The 20,496-nt window shown below is 41.9% G+C and carries 15 protein-coding genes and 4 pseudogenes; 11 read left to right on the forward strand and 8 right to left on the reverse strand.

Translation table 11 applies throughout. The features are described from left to right. Genes pilN through C5469_RS05605 form a run of 5 tightly spaced genes read left to right on the forward strand, consistent with a single transcriptional unit; the run spans position 1 to position 6,123 of the window. Positions 1-1,602, forward strand: coding sequence for a PilN family type IVB pilus formation outer membrane protein (pilN, locus tag C5469_RS05585; protein WP_166303471.1), 1,602 nt, complete (start codon positions 1-3; stop codon positions 1,600-1,602). A gap of 3 nt (positions 1,603-1,605) precedes the next feature. Continuing rightward, complete coding sequence (locus C5469_RS05590) at positions 1,606-2,907, forward strand: type IV pilus inner membrane component PilO (RefSeq protein ID WP_166303474.1); 1,302 nt, start codon at positions 1,606-1,608, stop codon at positions 2,905-2,907. Beyond that, the gene (gene pilP, locus C5469_RS05595) at positions 2,894-3,439 is read left to right on the forward strand and encodes a type IV pilus biogenesis protein PilP (RefSeq protein WP_166303477.1); all 546 of its coding nucleotides are present in this window, start codon (positions 2,894-2,896) and stop codon (positions 3,437-3,439) included. The genes C5469_RS05590 and pilP overlap by 14 nt, the downstream gene beginning before the upstream one ends. Before the next feature lie 23 nt (positions 3,440-3,462). After that, complete coding sequence (locus C5469_RS05600) at positions 3,463-5,019, forward strand: GspE/PulE family protein (protein ID WP_166303480.1); 1,557 nt, start codon at positions 3,463-3,465, stop codon at positions 5,017-5,019. 12 nt (positions 5,020-5,031) lie between these two features. Beyond that, entirely contained in the window at positions 5,032-6,123 is a 1,092-nt protein-coding gene (locus C5469_RS05605) for a type II secretion system F family protein (protein ID WP_242689402.1), read from the forward strand. 748 nt (positions 6,124-6,871) lie between these two features. On the opposite strand, the gene C5469_RS05610 is transcribed toward C5469_RS05605, so the two are convergent. Continuing rightward, the gene (locus tag C5469_RS05610) at positions 6,872-8,185 is read right to left on the reverse strand and encodes an FAD-dependent oxidoreductase (RefSeq protein WP_166303486.1); all 1,314 of its coding nucleotides are present in this window, start codon (positions 8,183-8,185) and stop codon (positions 6,872-6,874) included. Between the two features lie 174 nt (positions 8,186-8,359). Here C5469_RS05610 and C5469_RS05615 point away from each other — a divergent pair, with 174 nt between their 5' ends. Further along, positions 8,360-9,013 (forward strand): TetR/AcrR family transcriptional regulator, encoded by a 654-nt coding sequence (locus tag C5469_RS05615; RefSeq protein WP_166303489.1) that lies wholly within the window; start codon positions 8,360-8,362, stop codon positions 9,011-9,013. Between the two features lie 196 nt (positions 9,014-9,209). Here C5469_RS05615 and C5469_RS05620 read toward each other — a convergent pair. The 3 pseudogenes from C5469_RS05620 to C5469_RS05630 form a co-directional block, all read right to left on the reverse strand. Continuing rightward, a pseudogene (locus C5469_RS05620) lies at positions 9,210-9,428 on the reverse strand (transposase); the annotation flags it as partial. A 318-nt stretch (positions 9,429-9,746) separates the two neighbouring features. Next, positions 9,747-9,932, reverse strand: a pseudogene (locus tag C5469_RS05625) (IS110 family transposase); the annotation flags it as partial. Between the two features lie 90 nt (positions 9,933-10,022). Beyond that, positions 10,023-10,181, reverse strand: a pseudogene (locus tag C5469_RS05630) (Tn3 family transposase); the annotation flags it as partial. A 353-nt stretch (positions 10,182-10,534) separates the two neighbouring features. On the opposite strand from C5469_RS05630, the gene C5469_RS05635 reads away from it, so the two are divergent. Together C5469_RS05635 and C5469_RS05640 are read left to right on the forward strand one after the other, a co-directional pair. Beyond that, entirely contained in the window at positions 10,535-11,761 is a 1,227-nt protein-coding gene (locus C5469_RS05635) for an alpha-xenorhabdolysin family binary toxin subunit A (RefSeq protein ID WP_278249746.1), read from the forward strand. 42 nt (positions 11,762-11,803) lie between these two features. Beyond that, positions 11,804-12,820: an alpha-xenorhabdolysin family binary toxin subunit B gene (locus tag C5469_RS05640; RefSeq protein ID WP_166303495.1), complete on the forward strand. Its 1,017-nt coding sequence runs from the start codon at positions 11,804-11,806 to the stop codon at positions 12,818-12,820. Positions 12,821-12,889: 69 nt separating this feature from the next. Here the strand turns inward: C5469_RS05640 and C5469_RS05645 are convergent. Then, positions 12,890-13,695 (reverse strand): annotated as a pseudogene (locus C5469_RS05645) (IS982 family transposase). 230 nt (positions 13,696-13,925) lie between these two features. Between C5469_RS05645 and ldtD the strand changes: the two are divergent. From ldtD to C5469_RS05660, 3 genes are all read left to right on the forward strand, one after another. Continuing rightward, positions 13,926-15,638: a L,D-transpeptidase gene (gene ldtD, locus C5469_RS05650; RefSeq protein ID WP_166303498.1), complete on the forward strand. Its 1,713-nt coding sequence runs from the start codon at positions 13,926-13,928 to the stop codon at positions 15,636-15,638. Between the two features lie 92 nt (positions 15,639-15,730). After that, positions 15,731-16,279: a peptidoglycan L,D-endopeptidase MepK gene (mepK, locus tag C5469_RS05655; RefSeq protein ID WP_166303501.1), complete on the forward strand. Its 549-nt coding sequence runs from the start codon at positions 15,731-15,733 to the stop codon at positions 16,277-16,279. Positions 16,280-16,324: 45 nt separating this feature from the next. Next, positions 16,325-16,972: an MBL fold metallo-hydrolase gene (locus tag C5469_RS05660; RefSeq protein WP_166303503.1), complete on the forward strand. Its 648-nt coding sequence runs from the start codon at positions 16,325-16,327 to the stop codon at positions 16,970-16,972. A 59-nt stretch (positions 16,973-17,031) separates the two neighbouring features. Here the strand turns inward: C5469_RS05660 and C5469_RS05665 are convergent, their stop codons facing one another. From C5469_RS05665 to ompC, 3 genes are all read right to left on the reverse strand, one after another. Continuing rightward, positions 17,032-17,412, reverse strand: a complete 381-nt coding sequence (locus C5469_RS05665) for a VOC family protein (RefSeq protein WP_166303506.1) — start codon at positions 17,410-17,412, stop codon at positions 17,032-17,034. A 111-nt stretch (positions 17,413-17,523) separates the two neighbouring features. After that, positions 17,524-18,714 carry an amino acid aminotransferase gene (locus tag C5469_RS05670; protein WP_166303508.1) on the reverse strand — a complete coding sequence of 397 codons (1,191 nt, stop codon included), beginning with the start codon at positions 18,712-18,714 and terminating at the stop codon, positions 17,524-17,526. Between the two features lie 236 nt (positions 18,715-18,950). After that, positions 18,951-20,126, reverse strand: coding sequence for a porin OmpC (gene ompC, locus C5469_RS05675; protein WP_278249747.1), 1,176 nt, complete (start codon positions 20,124-20,126; stop codon positions 18,951-18,953). Between the last annotated feature and the right edge of the window lie 370 nt (positions 20,127-20,496).

Genomic DNA, 20,496 nt, shown 5'->3' on the forward strand with positions numbered 1-20,496 from the left:
ATGCCTATCCGATTTTTGCAGTTTTTTAGATTGATATTGCTACCCTGCATAGTCACTGGCTTGTCAAGTTGTACAGCAATTTCTAATGTCGATCATCGGGCAGATACCGAGATGGCAAAGGCTACCGATATTATCAAGGAGTTACGCGAGGCTCCCGCGGCGGCAGTTGTGCATGTTCACGAGCATGGTTATTGGGTGTCAACCAAGGAGATTCCATCAAAGAAGGAGAGTGAGACAGTTTCCTGTATGTTGACTCTGGAAGAAGCTGAGCCGATGACGCTGAACCAGTTTGCAGAAAAGATCAAACGTATCTGTGGTGTGCCGGTGCTTATCAGTGCCGATGCGCGGCTTGCAATGTATTCCAGTTCGGCATCGGATGAGAAAGAAAGCGGCAGGGAGGTTGTTATTGTCAATTCGAACACTCAGTCGGGATCTGAAGGAGGCGGATCAGAAGAGATGAAAATCAACGTAAATTGGCATGGTTCTTTGGCAGGCTTGCTTGATTCGGTTATTTTATCAGCAGGATTGCATTGGAAAGTGCACAATGGTGCGGTGCATATTTTCAAAACCGAGACGCGGGTATTTCAAATATATGCACTGCCGGGTACAGATGCGTTATCTTCCAGCGTGACGGCGACCACCAGTGCAACATTCGGTGGTGGCTTAGGTGGAGAGGATAGTGGTAACAGCGGTAGTTCCCAAACTCTTGCGACTTCTTTGACTCGTTCGGTGATGGATGAGATCCAAAAAACAGTATCCAATATGTTAACGTCTGGTGAAGGGAAGTTAACTTTGTCGATGGCGACAGCGTCATTGGTGGTAACGGACTCACCTGAAGTGCTTGATAGAATTAAGGATTATATCGATCAGCAGAACAAGTTACTGACAACGCAAGTGGTGCTTAATGTCAAGATCCTTAACCTAACGTTTGATCGGACTGATCAGTATGGTGTCGATTGGTCACTGGCTTATAAAAGCGCTCACATAGGAGTGGGTGGTGAGGGCAGTAGTGCCATTAATGGGCGCGATATTAGTACGAATATTCATATTCTCAAGGGGCCATTTAGTGACAGTACCTTACTGATCAAGGCGTTATCGGCTCAAGGTAAAGTCTCTATAGTGACTCAACCTTCGGTTACTACACTAAATTTGCAAGCGGTACCGATGCAGGTCGCAACGCAGACCGGTTATGTTTCATCCATTTCTAACACCTCAACGCCACAAATTGGCACTTCGGTAGGGATTGAGCCTGCGACAGTAACGACCGGTTTTAATATGTTGATGCTGCCTTATGCAATGGCCGATAAGCAAATATTGTTACAGTACAACATTAGCTTGAGCGATTTAAAAAAGCTGGAGAAATTTGGCAAGGAAGAGACCGGTCAGGTGCAGTTACCGACCATAGATTTACGTGCATTCAGTCAGAAAGTGAGGCTACATTCAGGTGAAACTCTGGTGCTGTCAGGATTCGAGCAACAGTCAGATACCAGCGATCGCAGTGGCTTGGGTAGCCCGGATAATCAATTTCTGGGTGGAAGTCGTGAGGGTAACAGAAACCATAATGTGATCGTAGTCATGATTACCCCTATAGTGGTAGATTGAAAAATGACCCAGACTGAAACAGGCGTGGAGCGCGCTATGCAAATCAAGTTATATGGTAAAACCTTGGTAGCAGGCATCATTTGGCGACCGCCTGTTACTGCGTTGGCGCGTTCTAATATACGTAGAAACGGGATTGCTGCGGGGTTTACCTTGGTTGTCCGGCATCGTGTTGGACGAGGTATACAGGTTGGGTATATACCAAAAGAGGCAGGAGCACCGGGTTGTTATTCATTGGCAGCTACCCTTGCTAAAGCCGTGGATAAGCCTAACTGGATAGGCGCGTTTTGTTTACCTGATGGACAGTATGCATTGGTAGCGGTACACAAGGGCGCGATAATGGCTGGACGTGATTTGATCGGTACTCGTGAAGAAATTGAAACGAAATTGCATGATACGGTGCAGTTGGTAGAGGGTGCCAATGGGGTTTGGAATGCTATCTATGCGCCGAAGGAGTTTGAATCGCCGTGGCCGGAGGTGTCATTGGTGCAATTGTTACCGAAGTCTGCATTGAGAAAATCTGTTGGTCAGATCGAAAGTTTAACCGGCGAAATGTCGAAGTATCAAATTAAGATCTTTGCCATGACCGCAGGTACTGCGTTCTTGTTAGCTGGCGGTTGGTGGATGTGGCACATCTATAAGCAGAATACAGAAATAAGGGTACCGGATTTATCCAATGAGGTGGTGGAAGTTCCACCGCCGCATCCGTGGCTTGCACAGCCAAAAATGGCATGGCAGTTTTCTGCATGGAATAAAGCTTTAGCCAAGGTTCCCTTATCGCTCGCGGGTTGGCAGGTTGAATCCATTATGCTGGACACTGATACGGTTTCTGTGAGTTATCAGCGTCATGACGGGATGCCGATCAACATTTTTCAGGTTGCTGCTATCAATATTTTCCGAGCTGGCCCGGTGATTTCCAATGGTGGGGAGCAGGCACAGGTATTGATACCGTTTGAGCAGCCGCAAGGTCGTGATCAGAAAAACAATGATGATGTGTTGCAGCCGTCAGATCAGGCGTTGATTGAGTTGATGTCTTATTTTCAGGCATTAGGTTTACCATCTCCAGCTTTGACGGAAGGCGCTTCCGTTTTGCCCCCTCCGCCTCCGCTTTTGCCGGGGGGTGAAACACGTGTGTGGTCTAATCCTGATTGGCAGACTTATGACTGGACACTGACTTCTCAATTATCGCCGGATGCATTGTTTTCAGGTAAGCCACTTCCCGGATTGAGAGTGACCAGTGCCAGAATTGTGTTATCTGATGGTTTTCCTGAGTGGAAGCTGAGTGGAGTTTTCTATGCAAAAAATTAGTCAGCTTATAATTAGCCTATTTCTATTTGTAGTGTCGGTATTTTCCTTGACATATGCACAAACATCACCTAATGAGCTACCGGCAGCTCAGGCGAAGCATGTTGCACACAAGCCTGCATTGCCAGCGGTAACGACTGACAGTGTTGCTGCACAGCTGGAAAAGTTACAGACGGATTTGATGTTACTGAAAGCTGAAACCGCAAGGGCAAATGCTCAGGCTGAATTCGATAAAATTTCCAGAGAGGTGAGTAAAAGAGGTGCTGTCAATAATGATTTGCCTTTGGTTAAGTCAATTTTCGGGCGAAATGGGGCATTGACCGCGACACTCCGGTTTCGTTTTGGCGGCATTATGGACGTGAAAACGGGTGATCAGCTGCCAAATGGTTATAAAGTGATCCGCATCGATACAGGGGTAGTGACTTTCACCAAACAGGGGCGATTCTATGATGTCGGTCTTACGGCTACGAATGATGCATCGTTGTTGGATAGCCTTGATTTGATGGTTGCACCACCATTGCCGTTAAGCCATTAATCACTAATGGATGGAGATTTCTAATGGTAATAACAAGTTCCGATCTGTTGTGTATGGTCAAGCAAGGTGCAAAAGTTTTATCTGCTTTGAGCGGTGCACTTGAAATAGAGTTGGCTAACCGTAGCTTGATCTGCCTTGTTGAGTTACCCCAGCAAAAAGGGCAATGCGTACTTGCCGTGTCTGCATCCCACCGGCTTGATCCACATGTGCTGGCCTATGAAGAAACGGTTAAAAGACATGGTCTCATCTACCAAATTGTCACTTGTGGTATGGGAGGCATATTAGAATTGTACCGTCTTGGTAAGGGGCATAGTCATGGGCTGGGAGGTACTGAATCGGATGTTCAGCGTTATATCATTCGCTTAATCAGTGAAGTGACTGAGGAGCGTGCGTCAGATTTACATGTTGTTGCTCGCCACAATTATTGTGAAATCCGTTGCCGGGTTGATGGTTATTTGCGACCAATAGGACAATTGCGCCCGGAAGAAGGATTACGATTATGCGCGACTATCTATCAAAGTATGTGTGATGTGGCCGAGCCGACGTTTAAGCCGATGCAGGCACAGCGTGCGCGAATGAAGGATGAGTTCCTGAGTGAATGTGGACTTTCCGGGGCGCGTATTAATACTCGTCCGCTCGATCGCGGCATGTTGATGGTACTGCGATTGTTGTATGCGGACAGCCCCGGAACAATGTGCACCCTAAGCGATCTTGGCTATTTGCCGGAACAGTGTCAGATCCTGGAAGAACTTATGGACCATCGGGCCGGTGTGGTCCTCTTGTCTGGTGCGACCGGTAGCGGGAAGAGCACCACCTTGAAAGTCGTGATGCAGAAGATGATAGCTGAACAAGCTGGCATTCATCTACTCACACTCGAAGATCCACCTGAATATGAGATTACTGGCGCTAATCAATCTCCTATAACCGGAGATCGAGGTGATAGCGTCGTTATCGAACAAGAATGGGCGATGGCAATTGCTGATGCAATGCGACTCGATCCCGATGTGATTATGGTCGGTGAGATACGTGACGCTGTGACGGCAAAGATGACATTTCGTGCAGCCATGACGGGCCATTTGATCTGGACCACGATACATGCAAACGATGCTTTAGCGATTTTGCCTCGCTTACAGGATGAGGCTGTGATGGAGTCGTTATTGATGGATTCGCGGCTGGTGATTGGTTTGGTCAGTCAATCGTTGATCCAGGTGTTATGCCCACACTGCAAAGTTCCCCTGAAAGGGCATGAACAGGAAGTTTCCGATCGCCTATTGAAAAGGCTCAATCTTTACTGCCAGCCGGAATCAGTTTACCTACAGGGAGAAGGTTGTGACTATTGTAAACAGTGCGGTACTTTGGGCCGAACTGTAGTCGCTGAAGTGATACGGACTTCCCCTGACTTAATGCAAGCTTATCGAATTGGTCACCATCACGAAGCAACCCGATATTGGATTATCGAGATGGGAGGATTAAGCAAGCTCGACGCACTTATTCGCAAAATAAATGACGGAATTATTGATCCCCGTGCCGCAGAACGTGTTATGGGGCCGATTATTCCTGCGATCAATCAAGTAGAGTGAAACGATATGGTTATGACCGATTTTGTTGAAAGACTGAACTATCGATTGACGAAGATACAGTTTGGTCAGAAAGTGCGGATTCGTTTTTACGGGCATCTCGTCATGATGCTGGAAAATCGTATCATGCTGATTGATGCATTACGTGAGATGTATAATATTGCCAGCAACGAAGGCCATAAACCCAATAATGGTTTTGCATTGGTGTTAAGTAGTTGCTATGAATCTGTGAGTCAGGGCAGCACTTTGGCAGAGAGTTTGCGGCAATGGATTGGTCCCAATGAAGTCGCGGTGATTGCTGCGGGTGAGCGTTCCGGCGATATATGTAGCGCTTTTATGGATGCGATCGCCATGATCGAAGCGGGTAATAAGATCCGCAATACTGTTATTGGTGCATCTATTTATCCAGTGGTGCTTATTGGAATGATATGCGTATTGTTGCATATTGTGGCAGGCAATCTGGTGCCCAAATTGGCCGCTGTTTCTAAGCCGGAGACCTGGGATGGTGCTGCTTATATCCTTTATTTGATGGGAACATTTGTTAACGATTATGGATTTTATTCGCTGATATTTCTGGTGATATTGATCATTTTATTGTCGTTATCGTTGTCTTTTTTGGGTGGCCCATTACGAACGGTGCTTGACCGGTTTCCGCCATGGTCACTGTATAGAACTATTCATGGCAGTATGTTTATACTGAATGTGTCGTTGCTGATCCGCTCAGGGATGATGTTGCAATCGGCGCTGGAATTGCTGCTGGAACAAGCTGGTTCACGTTGGTTGTATGTGCGTATAGCTGCTACGCTTGAGCATATTTCAATGGGGGCTGGCTTTGGCGAGGCGTTACGTGATACTGGTTATCGTTTCCCAGACGATGAAGCGATCAGCTATCTAAGATTATTGTCACGATTGCAGGGTTTTGATCAATCAATGGCGAAGTTTGCACGGCACTGGTTGGATGAAACAATAGTTAAAGTGCAAATAGTGACTCGTGGATTCCTGTTGGCTTCAATTCTTATGATTGGTGGCATGCTGATGCTGGTGGTTACGGCAGTGTCTGGCATTGAAAATGCCATTGAACAGTCGCTATCTATGCCATCTGTTTAAGAATGGCAATACTAGATAGTGGAGTATCAACAAATGCGGAAAAAAACAGGGAATTAAATAAAGTATATACCTTATGGATTTCAAGATGCGTCGCGACGGCAAGGGAGCGAATCCCCGGGAGCATAGATAACTCTGTGACCGGGGTGAGTGAGTGCAGCCAACAAAGAGGCAATTTGAAAGATAACGGGTATATTCTGTAAGAGGAGCTGTTTAGATAATACAGTGATAGAAAACTTCTTTATATTATTAAAGACATAATGTGTTTATGCACAATCATGAGAGAATAAAACCAAAATTAAATGGCCTGAGTCCGGTGTAATACCGAACTTAGGCCATGTTAACCACCGGGTAAATTGTTCAATAATTGCAGTTCACTTTAATTTGGCGGTCTTTAATTTCCTAACCATATCTTTCCTTATATTTTATTAAGTTAAAAATTAGACTCTCTCTTAGATATCAAGTTGTTGTTTGTCGCCCGGATAATACATATATTCAAGTTCTATAAAATAGGACAAGAATCTACTGAATAATCCAGACATGGATTATTTATTATTATTATTTTAGACAAAGACTTTCCGGTCGATGCGATAGAAGATAATCGCCTCTCTCTTATTGAGTCTTCATTTTTTCAAAAAGAGGATCTCACTTATTTACCAAAAACAGATTATATTCTTGACCTGAAACAATATTGTAGTAAACCTTCTACTCATCGTTCATCCAAGTTATTTAAGGTAAAGTGAAAGTCTCTTTATTGTGTACTACTAAAGAAATTGGTAGTACCTAATTCTATTTTTCCCTGGTGTTGGACATATTTTTTTGACGGGAATAGCCGTCGTTTCACTGGTGGTAAAGCTTGTGCAACCCGCAGTGCAGTTCGAAACAGTATTCGCTTGATTATTGAGCTATTAGTTGTATTTAGGGTGGTATGTAACGAAATTTCAACGGCTTCATTAGCATATATGCGCATCTGTTGTTCATAATCTGAGATTGCCTTAATTAAGTCTTCACGCCCGGATGCGACACGAGTAAGCACCTGCGCGAGTAAAAGTGAATCTCGAAGTGCTGTGTTTGCTCCCATTCCCATCACTGGCGGCATATTATGAATGGCATCTCCAAGTAATGTGACAGAGCTGGATCGCCAGGGTAAGAGATGGGCCATACTGCGTATAGGCAGCATAGATATGTTTTCCATATCACTCTGTTTAATCAGGGTATACAGGGTTTGATCCCATGAAGTAATGCGGGAGCGAATCAGCGCACACAGAGATTCAGCAGAAAAATCAGTAATAGTATCTGGGTAGCTGTTTTTTGCCGCTGCGTAGGCCCATACGACAAAATTATCATTTTCCGTTGAAGTGGTCTTTACTCGGGAATTGATCGGAGCACACCATTGAGAGATAAACAATCCATCGGAGCTTTTAGGCACGATATTATTGGGTGACCCATCCTGCATACATGAGGGCAACAAGGCTGTAAGAGTCGGAGTAAGGCGTGAACGACCAATGGTGAGAGTGGCACCAGTATCAAACCTTTCTATAGTAGGTAGGTACTGCTTGCGTACTTTTGAATTGCTACCATCTGCACCGATAAGAACATCAACATCTTCGTGACTTCCATCTGTAAAAAAAATCCTGACATTATTGTTTTTAATATGTTCATAGCGCTCGAACGTTTTGTTCCATTGAATTGTCTCTGAGAGTCCCTCGTGTAGTACTTCTATAAGATCAGATCTGTTGATTAACATTCGATTTTCGGAAGTGATCTGCCCATCCTTCTGACGAATATCGCTTTGAGCCGAGAGAAGAAGATGTAGATGCTCATCATAGAATCTTATCTGTCCACCAACAGATTTTGAAATTTTTTTAAATGCCTGCCAGTTGGTATCTGGGAGGCATTCCTGCATTGCTTGTTGGCCGAATGTGTCGATATAAATTCCATAACCGGAAAGCATGGATAATGTGGAAGAGCTACGTTCATAGACTTTCACTTTTATTCCGTTTTTGCGCAGGCCATGAGCCAGGCATGCGCCACCAATTCCTGAACCAATTATTCCAACGTTCATTTATTTTTTCTCCGTAAGTAGTACGATGTGATTCTGAAAGAATCGTGGTGACTGTAGCTGGCTGGGACCGTCTGATCTCAGACATCAGTCGTGTTACTGCTATAGTTTTATGCTATAGTTTTAATGATAGTATACCGTACCGTTCGGTACCAATAAAATTTCAGGTTTTTTTACATGACAAATACGCCTAAAGCCCAAACAGATCACAAAAGAACCCGTTCGTACTCTAGAATTTCAGGAGAACGCGTTAACGAGTTGTTGAAAGTCGCTGCTCAAGTATTTGCAGAACGGGGTTTTGATGGTGCCAGTGTCAATGAGATGGCAAAACGTGCTAATGCTTCGAAAGGGACTTATTATAGTCGATTCCCTTCTAAAGAAGAGTTGTTAGTGGCCGTTATCAGTCAGAGAATACAAGATGTTGAAGTCGGTCTGGATGAGGCCATGAATCCCGAACCGGATATTGGGAAAGCGTTAACAATTTTTGCAGAAGAAATGTCCACGGTAATCCTTTCTGAAACAATGATCGAAAACTATCGGGTAGTAACTTTGGAGTCCCAACGTTTTCCACAATTGGGCAAGATTTATTATGAAAAAGGGGTGAAACAAATCGTAGATTTTTTAGTCGTATATCTGGTACGAAAGGTGCAGGAAGGGAAATTGAACATAGGAAACCCGAAAATCTCCGCAGAGGTGTTTATTGATAGCATCATTGGTACGCCAAGGCTCAAGGCTACTTTAGGCATTGGTTTACCCACTCCGGAGGAGAAATCTCAGCGAATTGCCATCGCTGTTCAGTCATTTCTCGCTGCATATAGTATTGCCTCATGATAGTTACATTGTCGTAAACGGAAAGTTATTGCGAGAATGGAGTTAATTAAGGGCCTGCCCGTTATCAGGCAGGTCTCTTTGCGGAATTGGGCCAGAATAACAGTAACGCAGTTTGAATATCGTGAAATAGACGCTTCGGCGTCTTTTTTGCTCTCTTGTGTTTGGTTTACTTGCGATTACTTAACCTGAGTTCTGGTTAAGCCGTCACTAACTTATCCATTTCTGAGCAGAAAATATTCAGTGACGGTTTGTTCTCTTTGAGACAATAAGCGATGAGTCCCCCCAACACATTCAACATTAATCCCTGCACACTACGGTGTCGTGAATGTTCTATCTGAGAAATATTCTTTAATTGATCATTGATGGTTTCTATGATGAAACGCTTTGATAACATTATCTTATCCCATACCGAGACAGCTACAGTCGAATGTTAACCTTAAATGAAGAAAAGGGCTTCCCTGGATAGTCACGCCGGTTTGTTGTTCTTTCTAGCCATCACTGAAATGAAGGGATAGGACTGCGGTACTATAAATAGTCATGATGAATCGTTATCGATTCGGACCCTGATGAAAGATGCTCGTGAGGTTCTCGTTCGCTAAACGGATACGGGTATCTAGTAGGTTTTACAGATATTTCTCACGAGGTCTAACTCTTTGACATCAATACCTTCAGCCAGAAAAGGAACTTTATCTATACATCTATATAGAGTTGTTTCCGTTGTCTGGTGATGAAGTCTTACCCAATAACGGGTGCAGGAGCAGGCTTCTATGCCGATAATACAGAGAGGTAAAACAATTAACTCTGACAGCGCGGCTCGTGGTACTTTGGGCTTAACGAGAACAGGTTTGCCATTCTTATCAACACCATGAATAGCAAAAACATTTTTGGCGAGATCGATTCCAACAGTTACAACGGTCATAATAATTCCCCTGTAATATTTTTGTGACTCCCCATGATGTCACGAAAGATGGCTACGGTAATCAAATTGAGAGGAAGTCCCTTTCATTCATTAAGCCGGTTGCAAAGGTCGTAGCAGCCTGAATTTGCCTGCCCCGATTTTGGCGCTGCTGCGCCAGAGGTAATCACCAGTCAGATTGATGTGCTCCCATCCCAGCGGGGACAGGCATTGTAACAGTTCGACATCAATAGCCTGACCGTGTTCACGTAAAAAGGCTGAACCGAAAAATGATGAGCCATTCCAAGTGCACGATAAGGTCATAGGGACTTTCATTGAACACGAATACTACATTTGATAGGCAATCTAACTTTTAAATACATAACCATATTATTAAACTTTTTTTATTTTAATTTTATTAAAGTCAAATTTCAGTTTGATAAATATTTTTTTAAAGAAACAGAAAAATAAACTAAAATAAATTTTTAGATGAAAATATTTACTTTTGTCATTAAAGTCCATGTAAGCAAACATATTTTAATTGTAATTAAATAAAAAGGTTTTCATAACATTAAATATATAGTTAAATTTAATTTGATAAATCATCAACACTAATGGGTAACAATATGTTATTAAATCAATCTTTAGAAGAAAATAAATTACCTGAATCAGAAGTTCCCGCTGCTACTTTAAACATATTAACCGGCCAAGTGCAAGGCGTAGCCCGTTCAGCGGGAATCTTTACTAAAGAAGACCTCATTAATATCAAATTATATGTTAAAAATGGCTTGGAACTTCCTTTTACTTTGCCGACGGTAAAGGAATATATTCATTACAATGATACTGATATTGATGGTTTGAAACCTGAAAATATTAAGACTTTATTTGAAGAAATTCATAACAATGCGCTTAGCTGGAGTGAGGTAGAAGATAAAGTCCAACAACAGAGTATCGATCTGGAAAATGCAGGAAAACAAATTACCCAAAAGGGAGAGTCAATAATCAAAATCATTGAAAAAATGCCGATTACAGATAGTATAGAGACATTAAAAAACACATACAATAATCGCAAACCAACCAATGAGCAATTATTTAAAATAACTTATACCGATGTTGATAAAAAAGTAGCAGTCGGATTGAAAAGTATCCTAGAAAGCATGGAGAAAGATATAAAAGAATATAAGGAGAGTAGCCAGCGAGTTAAAGATGCAGTAACCGACTTTAAAATCACACTGTTTGGTGGAACTTTATCAGATGGCAAAAAAGCTGATGGATTACTGCCACAGGTTGATATCAAGCAAAAACTGATGGAAGATAATAATCTTTCTACAACTATCAAAGAGCTGCAAGATAAGATCAATGAGAAAAAAAAAGATATTGAGCAACTCCAAAAAGACTATGATCAATATGTTAAATCGTCATTGTATGGCGCGATTAGTGTTATTGGTGTGGTGATTACCGGTAGTATTTTTGGCCCTAAAGCAGAAAATGCGCGTAAACGGAAAAATGAATTGATTGAGGAAGTCAAAGAGTTACAAGAGCAAATTAAAGGTAAAAGTGCATTACAAACGGCAATCCAAAATTTATCCTTACACTTCCTTAGTATTCATTCCTGTATGCAAGATGCAGAAGTTGCCCTAAAACACTTGGATGTCATGTGGAGTACAATGCTAACGCAAATTAATCTCTCCAAAAAGTCGTTTGCTGAAATTGATAATGCATCAATGCTTTTAGTGTTTGAGGCAACATTTAAACAAGCTATTAGCCCCTGGAAAGAAGTTCAAGGTTCTGCTGAAAAATTGGTTAAAATTTTTGATGAAGCATTGGCGGAATATAAAAAACTCTCTAAATAATTTCTTAAATTAATTTATAAAGTGAAAAAGGAATATTAAAAAGTGTCTGAAAGCATCATCTCACAAAAAGAAATCCAGTATCCAAAAGTTAATATCACATCCTTGGATGAGACTGTAAATAAAATTTGGCTTTTGGCAGAACGACAAACATCCGGTATTACAGCTATTGGAGAGAAAGCCGAGCGAGTCAGGTCCTATAGCCGTGAACTTAGTGAATTGGTAAGTGAATCTTTATCACAATTACCACCAATATTAAGTCAATTTTTAGCAGGAGATATTTTCCGATCAATCCGTAAAATTGATAAAGCCTTGGAAGCTCATGATTTGAGTGATGAGAATCGCAATGCCATACTAAAAGGACGCGATCAATTGATTCAGAAATTATCAAAAGATATTCACAATGTGATTGCTAATTTCGATGACAGAATCAACAAACTAACTGGAAAAGTTAATGATATTAACGATATAGTGATTGCAGAGCATTTTGAAGATGTGTTGGCGAAAACAAAAAAACAAAAGGCAGAATTGCAGAGTGATATTGAACAGAAAATCAAAGAAAGAAAGAAGTTAGATGCCGAACGGAATAAAATTATCGAAAGTCAGGATGTTATTCGCGCAAAAAATATTGCGGATATGTTTAAAGATTATCTCCCAAATACCAATGATATTGATGGCCTGAATTTCGCTCAACCTGAAAAAGAAATTATTAAACAAAGTATTGAGATAGTAAAAAAAGTATTGGGAAAAATTTCTGAAGGATTGAAGTACATCGATTTGGAAAATGCCAGAATGAAGCTCACTGAGCAAATTGATCATACCATGCAAGAATCTAAGGCACTGAAAACGGCATTAGAAGAAACAGAGCTGAGGTTTTCTGGTTTAAAAGATGTGATGCAAATCGATACAGAACGCACCACTATGCTTAACGAGGTAGGTAAACTAGAAAAAGCGTGGCGTTTATTCTCCAGTCAATTACACGAATTATCAGGTAAGGATATTAATCAGGACTATCTAACCAATCTGATAAACGGACAATTAAATTTTTTGGATAATTTGTAATATCAATATAATATGTTGAAATAGAAATAAATATATTGGTAACGTCAACTTTGTTTAAGAATAGCGATATCAGAATCCCATAAATTTAAGCTCGGTTTTTTTAGGTTGGAACGTATAAGCGATTAGGCCCGCGGCGACTTCCAATAAAAAACCGAGCTGACTACGGTGCCTTGAATGCTCATCTAAGAAATATTTTTCAGCTGGTCAATGATAGTTTTTATTACAAATCGCCTTTTTAACATCAGCTTATCCCAGAAAGATAACGCTTTTGCCTTCATGTTACGACGGACATGGGTGATTAACGTTATTCCTTCTACTTTCAGCTCATCGCACAAATCCTGTGACAAATAACCTTTATCACCATATAAACACCCTGTTAACCCTTTTACCCGCGCTTTGACGGAGTGACGAGTCCTTATTTCCTGAGATCAACTTAACCGCCAAAAGTTCACCACAATCATTGATAACCCGATGAAGTTTAAAGCTATAAAAACCAGCCCGTACTCGTTTTCCCCTGCGGTGCAATTCCCTCAAACACCCGATGGCGTGGAATCCGAAGGTTGTGATAAACGGCAGTTTTAGTTGAATCAATAAAAGCGATCCCTTGTGTTTTAGTCTTACGCGCCGAAAGAAAAGCGCATAGGGGAATGGAAGCCCTTTTCTTCAAGGTTAACATTCGACTGTAGCTGACTAATTCGGGAAAATCGGCCTTAAGATATTGTTTCGCATGTTCAATATAAGACGTTTTAAAATCACCGATAATGACTCATATGAAATAAAATGAAGAGCGTCATGATTTCACTGAGAGAAAGGGAAGCTTCGCGGTGACATTTGAGTAATCCGTTTTCAATTAAATGCTGATGCCAGAGAGGAATAAATTTACCTACCTGAGGATCTCCACTATTTTGTTTTCTTTAGCAAAAACTTTGCTCGTGCCTCAGGCACTTAGTTCCCTTCTTAAGCAAATCTCAGGTTACTTATTGTATTTCCTTTGTAGGTAAATAGTTTACAATGTAATTAACTTATTGTTTTTCTTTGATTAGAGTCTGAATTTGTCATAATCAAAATTGATTTTTGAAGATGTTCCGAATATGGGTATGTTGATATGGTAAAAAGAGTGATAAAGCTACTGCGTATTTCGGTTATTTGCAGTACATTTATGGTAGCTGGATATGCTTTAGCCAATTATCAGAGTAGGCTGATTGAAGATGATATTCAAAATCTGTCAAAAATACAGGCTGAAAAGATATTTGAGACGACAACATCTGAACAAGCACAAATTCAAACTGCTGCGATTTCAGAAACAGAAAGTCGTGAAATGCTTCGAAGCTGGCTGCCAGCACAAGTTAAGCCTGTTTTCTTTGACCGATTGGTTAGTTTGTACGCCGCTAACCAGATGCAACCTTTATGGCAGAATAAAGCCGCCGCTCATCATCTTGAACAACAACTTTCAGAACTTGCATTAGCGGGCTTTCAACCGCAATTTGGTCAATGGCTGACTGAACTCAATGATTCCCAATTGAGTCATATGGGACGGGATATCATCTTATCGGATGCTATGCTAGGTTATTTACAGTTTGTCTCAAATGTCGGTCAGCAGGGCCAAAGCTGGCTCTATCGTACTACGCCATACAAAATTGTTTTACCTTCACCAGTAGTTATAGATCAGTGGCAGCAAGCTGTTGCAGATCGCAATGTAGCAACTTATGTTGCAGCGTTAGCACCACAGCATCCACAATATGGAAATATGCGCAAGGAGATGATGAAACAACTGGCGGATAGTAAACTGTGGCCACAACTTTCTGACAAAAGCGTATTAAGGCCAGGGCAGAGTAGCCATGATGTTACGGCTTTAAGAGAAATACTTATTCGCACCGGTATGTTGAGTGAACTGATAACCAAATCAGATAACACCTACAGCCCTGAATTGGTCGATGCAGTAAGAAATTTTCAGCAATGGCAGGGATTGGCACCAGATGGTGTGATTGGTAAACGCACAAGAGATTGGTTGAATACTTCACCTCAAGATAGAGCCGGATTGATGGCGCTTAATATCCAGCGTCTGCGGATTATCCCGGATCATGTATCCACTGGGATTATGGTCAATATTCCTGATTATTCATTACAGTATTATCTTAATGATCAGGAAGTGCTGAACTCGAAAGTTATTGTTGGTCGCCCAAGCCGTAAAACACCCATTATGAGTAATATACTGAATAATGTGGTGATTAATCCGCCCTGGAGTGTACCAACCAGTCTGGCAAGAAAAGATATTGCACCACGAGGGGTTAATGATCCCGGATATTTCCAGCGTCGTGGATATGTTATCTTTTCAAGCTGGCGTGCTGATGCCAGTGTAATTGACCCGTACTCAATTGACTGGAATGTGATTACACCAGCTAATTTTCCTTATCGCATATGGCAAGCCCCGGGGACGGCTAACTCACTAGGCCGCTATAAGTTCAATATGCCAAATTCTGATGCTATCTATTTGCACGATACGCCAAACCATAGTCTGTTTAACAAAGATATTAGGGCGATTAGTTCTGGTTGTGTCCGGGTTAACAAAGCTTCGGAATTGGCCAGCATGTTACTGGGAGATGCCGGTTGGACCCAAAATAGGGTGAGTAATACCCTGAAACAGGGCAAGACGGCTTATGTTAATATCCCGCAGCGCATTCCTGTTTATTTGTATTATTTGACTGCTTGGGTAGATGAGCTAGGAGTAGCACAGTACCGCACAGATATTTATGATTACGACAACAGTGTGAGGCAAGGTTCCCAGTTTTTGTCAAAGTTATTACCTTTACAAAACTAAATGCAACTAATTTTCACTATCATCGGTCATAGTAACCGGTGTTTGGCTGCTAGTTGGCTTATTTTTTCCATAATCTGGGTAGATATTTCTTCATGGATATAATCGATTATAACCGCCGCAAGTGGCTTAGTGTGGGGGTGGCTGCTTTAGGCTTGAGTGTGTTGCCGGGGCAGGTTTTTGCTACTTTGACTACTCCCCGCCCACGAATTTTACGTTTTGACAACTTACATACTGGTGAAACGATCAAGGCTGAATTTTTCGATGGTCATCGTTATAACAAAGTAGAATTGGCTCGTCTGAATCATCTGTTTCGTGATTATCGCCAAAATAAAGTTAAGACTATCGATCCTAAATTATTTGACCAAATTTATTTACTGCAAATGATGCTGGGTGTTAATAAGCCTGTACAACTTATTTCTGGTTACCGCTCACAGATGACCAACAATCAGTTGCGCAAGCAAAGCAAAGGTGTTGCTAAACAGAGCTACCATACCCGTGGAAGGGCGATGGATTTCCATATTGAAGGTATTGAGCTTAGTCGTATCTGTAAAGCTGCGTTGAAAATGAAAGCCGGAGGTGTGGGATACTATCCAAACAGTAATTTTGTTCATATTGATACAGGTCCCGTCAGGACGTGGTAATCTGGTGAGTAACTATTTTGTTTTGACTATGGAGTAAATGAAATAATGAAATACCAAGTTATTCCTGTTACTGCTTTTATGCAAAATTGTACCCTTATTTGGAATGAAGAGACTAAGGAAGCGGCAATTGTTGATCCGGGCGGTGAAGCAGCAAAGCTGATTGCTGAGATAGAGAATCTCGGTTTGAAATTGACCCAGATTTTACTGACTCATGGTCATTTTGACCATGTTGGTGCAACAGCAGAAGTCGCTGAGCATTTTAATGTACCAGTTTATGGGCCACAGCAGGAAGATGCTTTCTGGATCGAAGGCTTACAGGCTCAAAGCCGGATGTTTGGCATTGAAGAATGCCCATCATTTAAGCCTGATCGCTGGTTGAATGAAGGTGATGAATTACGAGTTGGTGGGGTCGATTTGTCCGTATTGCACTGTCCGGGGCATACACCAGGGCATGTGGTATTTGTGAATCATGCCGATAAACTGATTTATATGGGAGATGTACTGTTCAAAGGGGGAGTTGGGCGTAGCGATTTTCCACGCGGTAATCACCAGCAGTTAATCAACTCAATTAAAGATAAACTTCTGCCACTTGGTGATGATTATAAATTTATTCCGGGGCACGGACCAATGTCTACATTAGGCTATGAACGGCAGACCAATCCGTTTTTACAAGACGAAGTACCAAGTTGGTGATGGAACAATGGTATTTATATTAAAATAAGTGTTGGTTTGAATAGCTGTCTGATGGGCAGCTATAACTGATTGGATACTTCAATTAAGTTTTGATCCGGATCGCGGAAATAAACTGACATAATGGTGCCGCTTGCGCCAGTACGTTTGACTGGCCCTTCAAGAATTTCAACTTTATACACTTGCAAATGTTGAATAATCTCGTCCATCGGCGTCAAGCTGATAAAGCATAAATCAGCAGAGCCGGGCAGTGGAGTTTGGGCTTTGGGTTCAAATTCCTGCCCATATTCGTGCAGGTTAATTTTTTGGTTACCAAATGACAGAGCGGTACGACCTTCACCAAAGGTAACAATCGACATGCCAAGAATATGTTGGTAGAAGTGACTGCTAGTTTCAATGCTTTTAACTGTTAGTACCAGATGGTCAAGCTGTTCTATTTTCATCTTGTTCGCGTACACTTAATGAAATCAATATCACTTTTATAGCGGCGTTGTACTTCTGAGTGATAAAAACCGCCGAAATTCAGCGGTTTTTATAGCAAGGTAGATATTGACTTAGAGGACCGCAATAATAGCTTCACATAGTGGAGCCATATTCTCTAGTGTCAGGCCAGCGACGTTAATACGGCCGGAACTGACCGCATATATACCAAATTCCTCGCGCAGACGTTCTACTTGTTCTTTTGTCAAGCCACTGAATGAGAACATACCATTCTGGTTGATAATGAAGCTGAAATCTTGGTTTGCACCTTTTTCTTGTAAGGTGTTCACGAACAGTTGACGCATACGCTGGATACGTTCGCGCATGGTGGTCAGTTCTTGTTCCCAGACAGCTTTCAATTCTTCATTTGACAAAATAGTGGCGACAATAGACGCACCATGAGCGGGTGGGTTGGAATAGTTAGAACGGATAATCGCTTTAGCTTGGCTGAAAGCTTTTTCTGCCGTATCGCTGTCTTTGGCGACAATAGTACAAGCGCCAACACGCTCATTGTACAGGCCAAAGTTTTTGGAGTAGGAGCTGGCAACAATCAGTTCATTATGATTTCTTGTAAAAATGCGCAAGCCTTCTGCATCTTCATTCAGACCCTTGGCGAATCCCTGATAAGCGAAATCAAAAATAGGCAACCAGCCTTTTTCCGCAGATATTTCTGCCAGTTGAGCCCACTGTGCTGGGGTTGGATCGATACCTGTCGGGTTGTGGCAGCAGCCGTGGAACAGAACGATATCACCTGCCTGAACTTCAGACAGGCTTGCCAGCATGTCTTCGAAATTCAGGGCGTGCTTTTCAGCGTCATAGTATTTATATTCGCAAACTTCCAGACCTGCGGCAGAAAAAACATTTTTATGGTTTGGCCAGGTTGGATTGCTAATCCAGACTCGTTTAGCATTAGTCTGTTTGGCAACAAAATCTGCGGCAATACGTAAAGCACCTGTACCTCCTGGGCTTTGTGCTGTACGAGCGCGTTTATCTGTTACGACGGGGTTATCTTTACCAAACAGCAATTCCTGAGTGACACGACCAAATTCGGCTAAACCGCTAATCGGCAGGTAATTCTTAGTCGTCTCGTTTTCTAGCAGGTATTGCTCTGCTTTTTTGACACTGGTCAGAACAGGGGTTTCTCCTGTTTCATCTTTATAGATACCAATACCAAGGTTGATTTTATTTGTACGAGGATCAGAACGAAAACTATCGGCTAAGCCAAGAATAGGGTCGGCAGGCGCTGCGGTGATTTTCTCAAACATGTTTGTTATTCCAAAGCTCTGAGTTAAGCCTAAAAGGGTAGTCAGGTTAACGCTGCCGAAACAGTTTGCCAACTATTTGTAGCAAAAAGAAGATAATCTTGTGAAGCAGTTTGCGGAGTGAAAAAAAGTTTAAATAACAGTAACAAAAGATAGGAATAAAAAAAGCAGCACTTGAAGCACTGCTTTATTTCAATTATGTCTAACTTGTTCAGTTAAACATATTCACCAAATGGTGATTAGAACTGGTAGATCATACCTACACCAACAACGTTGTCAGTGCTGATACCAAATGATTTGGTGAAGTCATTATCATCCAGCAGGTTGATTTTGTAATCAACATAGGTAGTCATGTTTTTGTTCAGGTTGTAGAAAGTGCCGACGGAGATATATTTAACGAGATCGTGGCTGCCGGATTCTTTTTCATAACCACGAACGTCGTCGAACAGGCTCTTACCTTTAGACTGGACATATGCCAGAGACGGGCGCAGGCCGAAATCGAACTGATACTGTGCAGTTAATTCGATGTTCTGAGTTTTGTTGGCGATATTTTCCCAGTTTACACCATCAGCTTTTCCACCGAAGCGAGTCATGTTACGGGTTTCACCGTACATGGCAGCCAGGTAGATGTTATTAGCATCGTATTTGGCACCGATGTTCCATGCTTCAGCACGCTCACCTAAAGCAGTAGATCCCGCTGGTGTATCTTTTCCGCCCTTATTCGGAGCAATACTAAAAGCAGCTTTTTGCGCAGTAGTACGGGCAGAGTTAGAGTATGCACCACCTACGCTGATACCGTAACCTGCGTCATAAATCGCAGCGAAACCGTAGCCATCACCATTGTCTTTGCGGTTAGCACGACCATTAGCTGTGTTTTCACTGTTCTCCCCCTGATATTGCAGAGAGAAGTTCAGGCCATCAACCAAGCCGAAGAAATCAGTATTACGGTAAGTTAACAGACCAGTAGAACGGCCAGTCATGAAGTTGTCAGTCTGAGCCATGGAGTCACCACCAAATACTGGCAACACGTCGGTCCAAGCGTTGACATCATACACAACACCGTAGTTACGGCCATAGTTTAGTGAACCGTAGTCAGAAAGTTTCAGGCCAGCGAAAGCCAGACGAGTTTTAGTTTCTTCGTCAACAGCTTCTGCACGGTTACCTTTGATATTGTATTCCCAACGACCAAAGCCGGTCAGTTGATCATTGACTTGAGTTTCGCCTTTGAAACCCAGACGAGCAAAGGAGTTATCGCCGTCTTCACCGCTGTTATTGTTAGCGAATTGGTGACGTACCTCAACTTTACCGTACAGGTCCAGTTTGTTACCGTCTTTGTTATAAATTTCAGCTGCATTTGCTGCGCCAGCAGCCAACAGAGCTGGGATTACCACTGCAAGAACATTGCGTTTCATCATTATTATTACCCTCATTGGTGTTATATTCGGACACCTGCCACTGCTATAAATAATTCTTTAAAAATCTATGGAACTATTTGTGAGAGTTTAGTGTCGTCTTTTTCGCTGTCAAGTGTTTCATTGGTTGTTATTTTTATCCACTCACAAAGTGCTATAAAAAAAAGAATTTAGTAATAATGTGAAACAAAGTGTTTAAAAATGTAAACTATGGGTTGTTTTTTGAGCTATGGTTGGTCCAGTTGTTCAAAAGAGCAGAAAATGAATAGGAGCCAGTGAAGGGAAAAAGTATCTGTTGATCTTAGTAAAAAAGGTAAAACAAAGTGTTAATTTTTCATGAAATTTTTTATAAGTAATTTGCTGATATTTTTGT

It is taken from the genome of Photorhabdus cinerea (assembly GCF_011189575.1).
GTDB classification, from domain to species: Bacteria; Pseudomonadota; Gammaproteobacteria; order Enterobacterales; family Enterobacteriaceae; genus Photorhabdus; species Photorhabdus cinerea.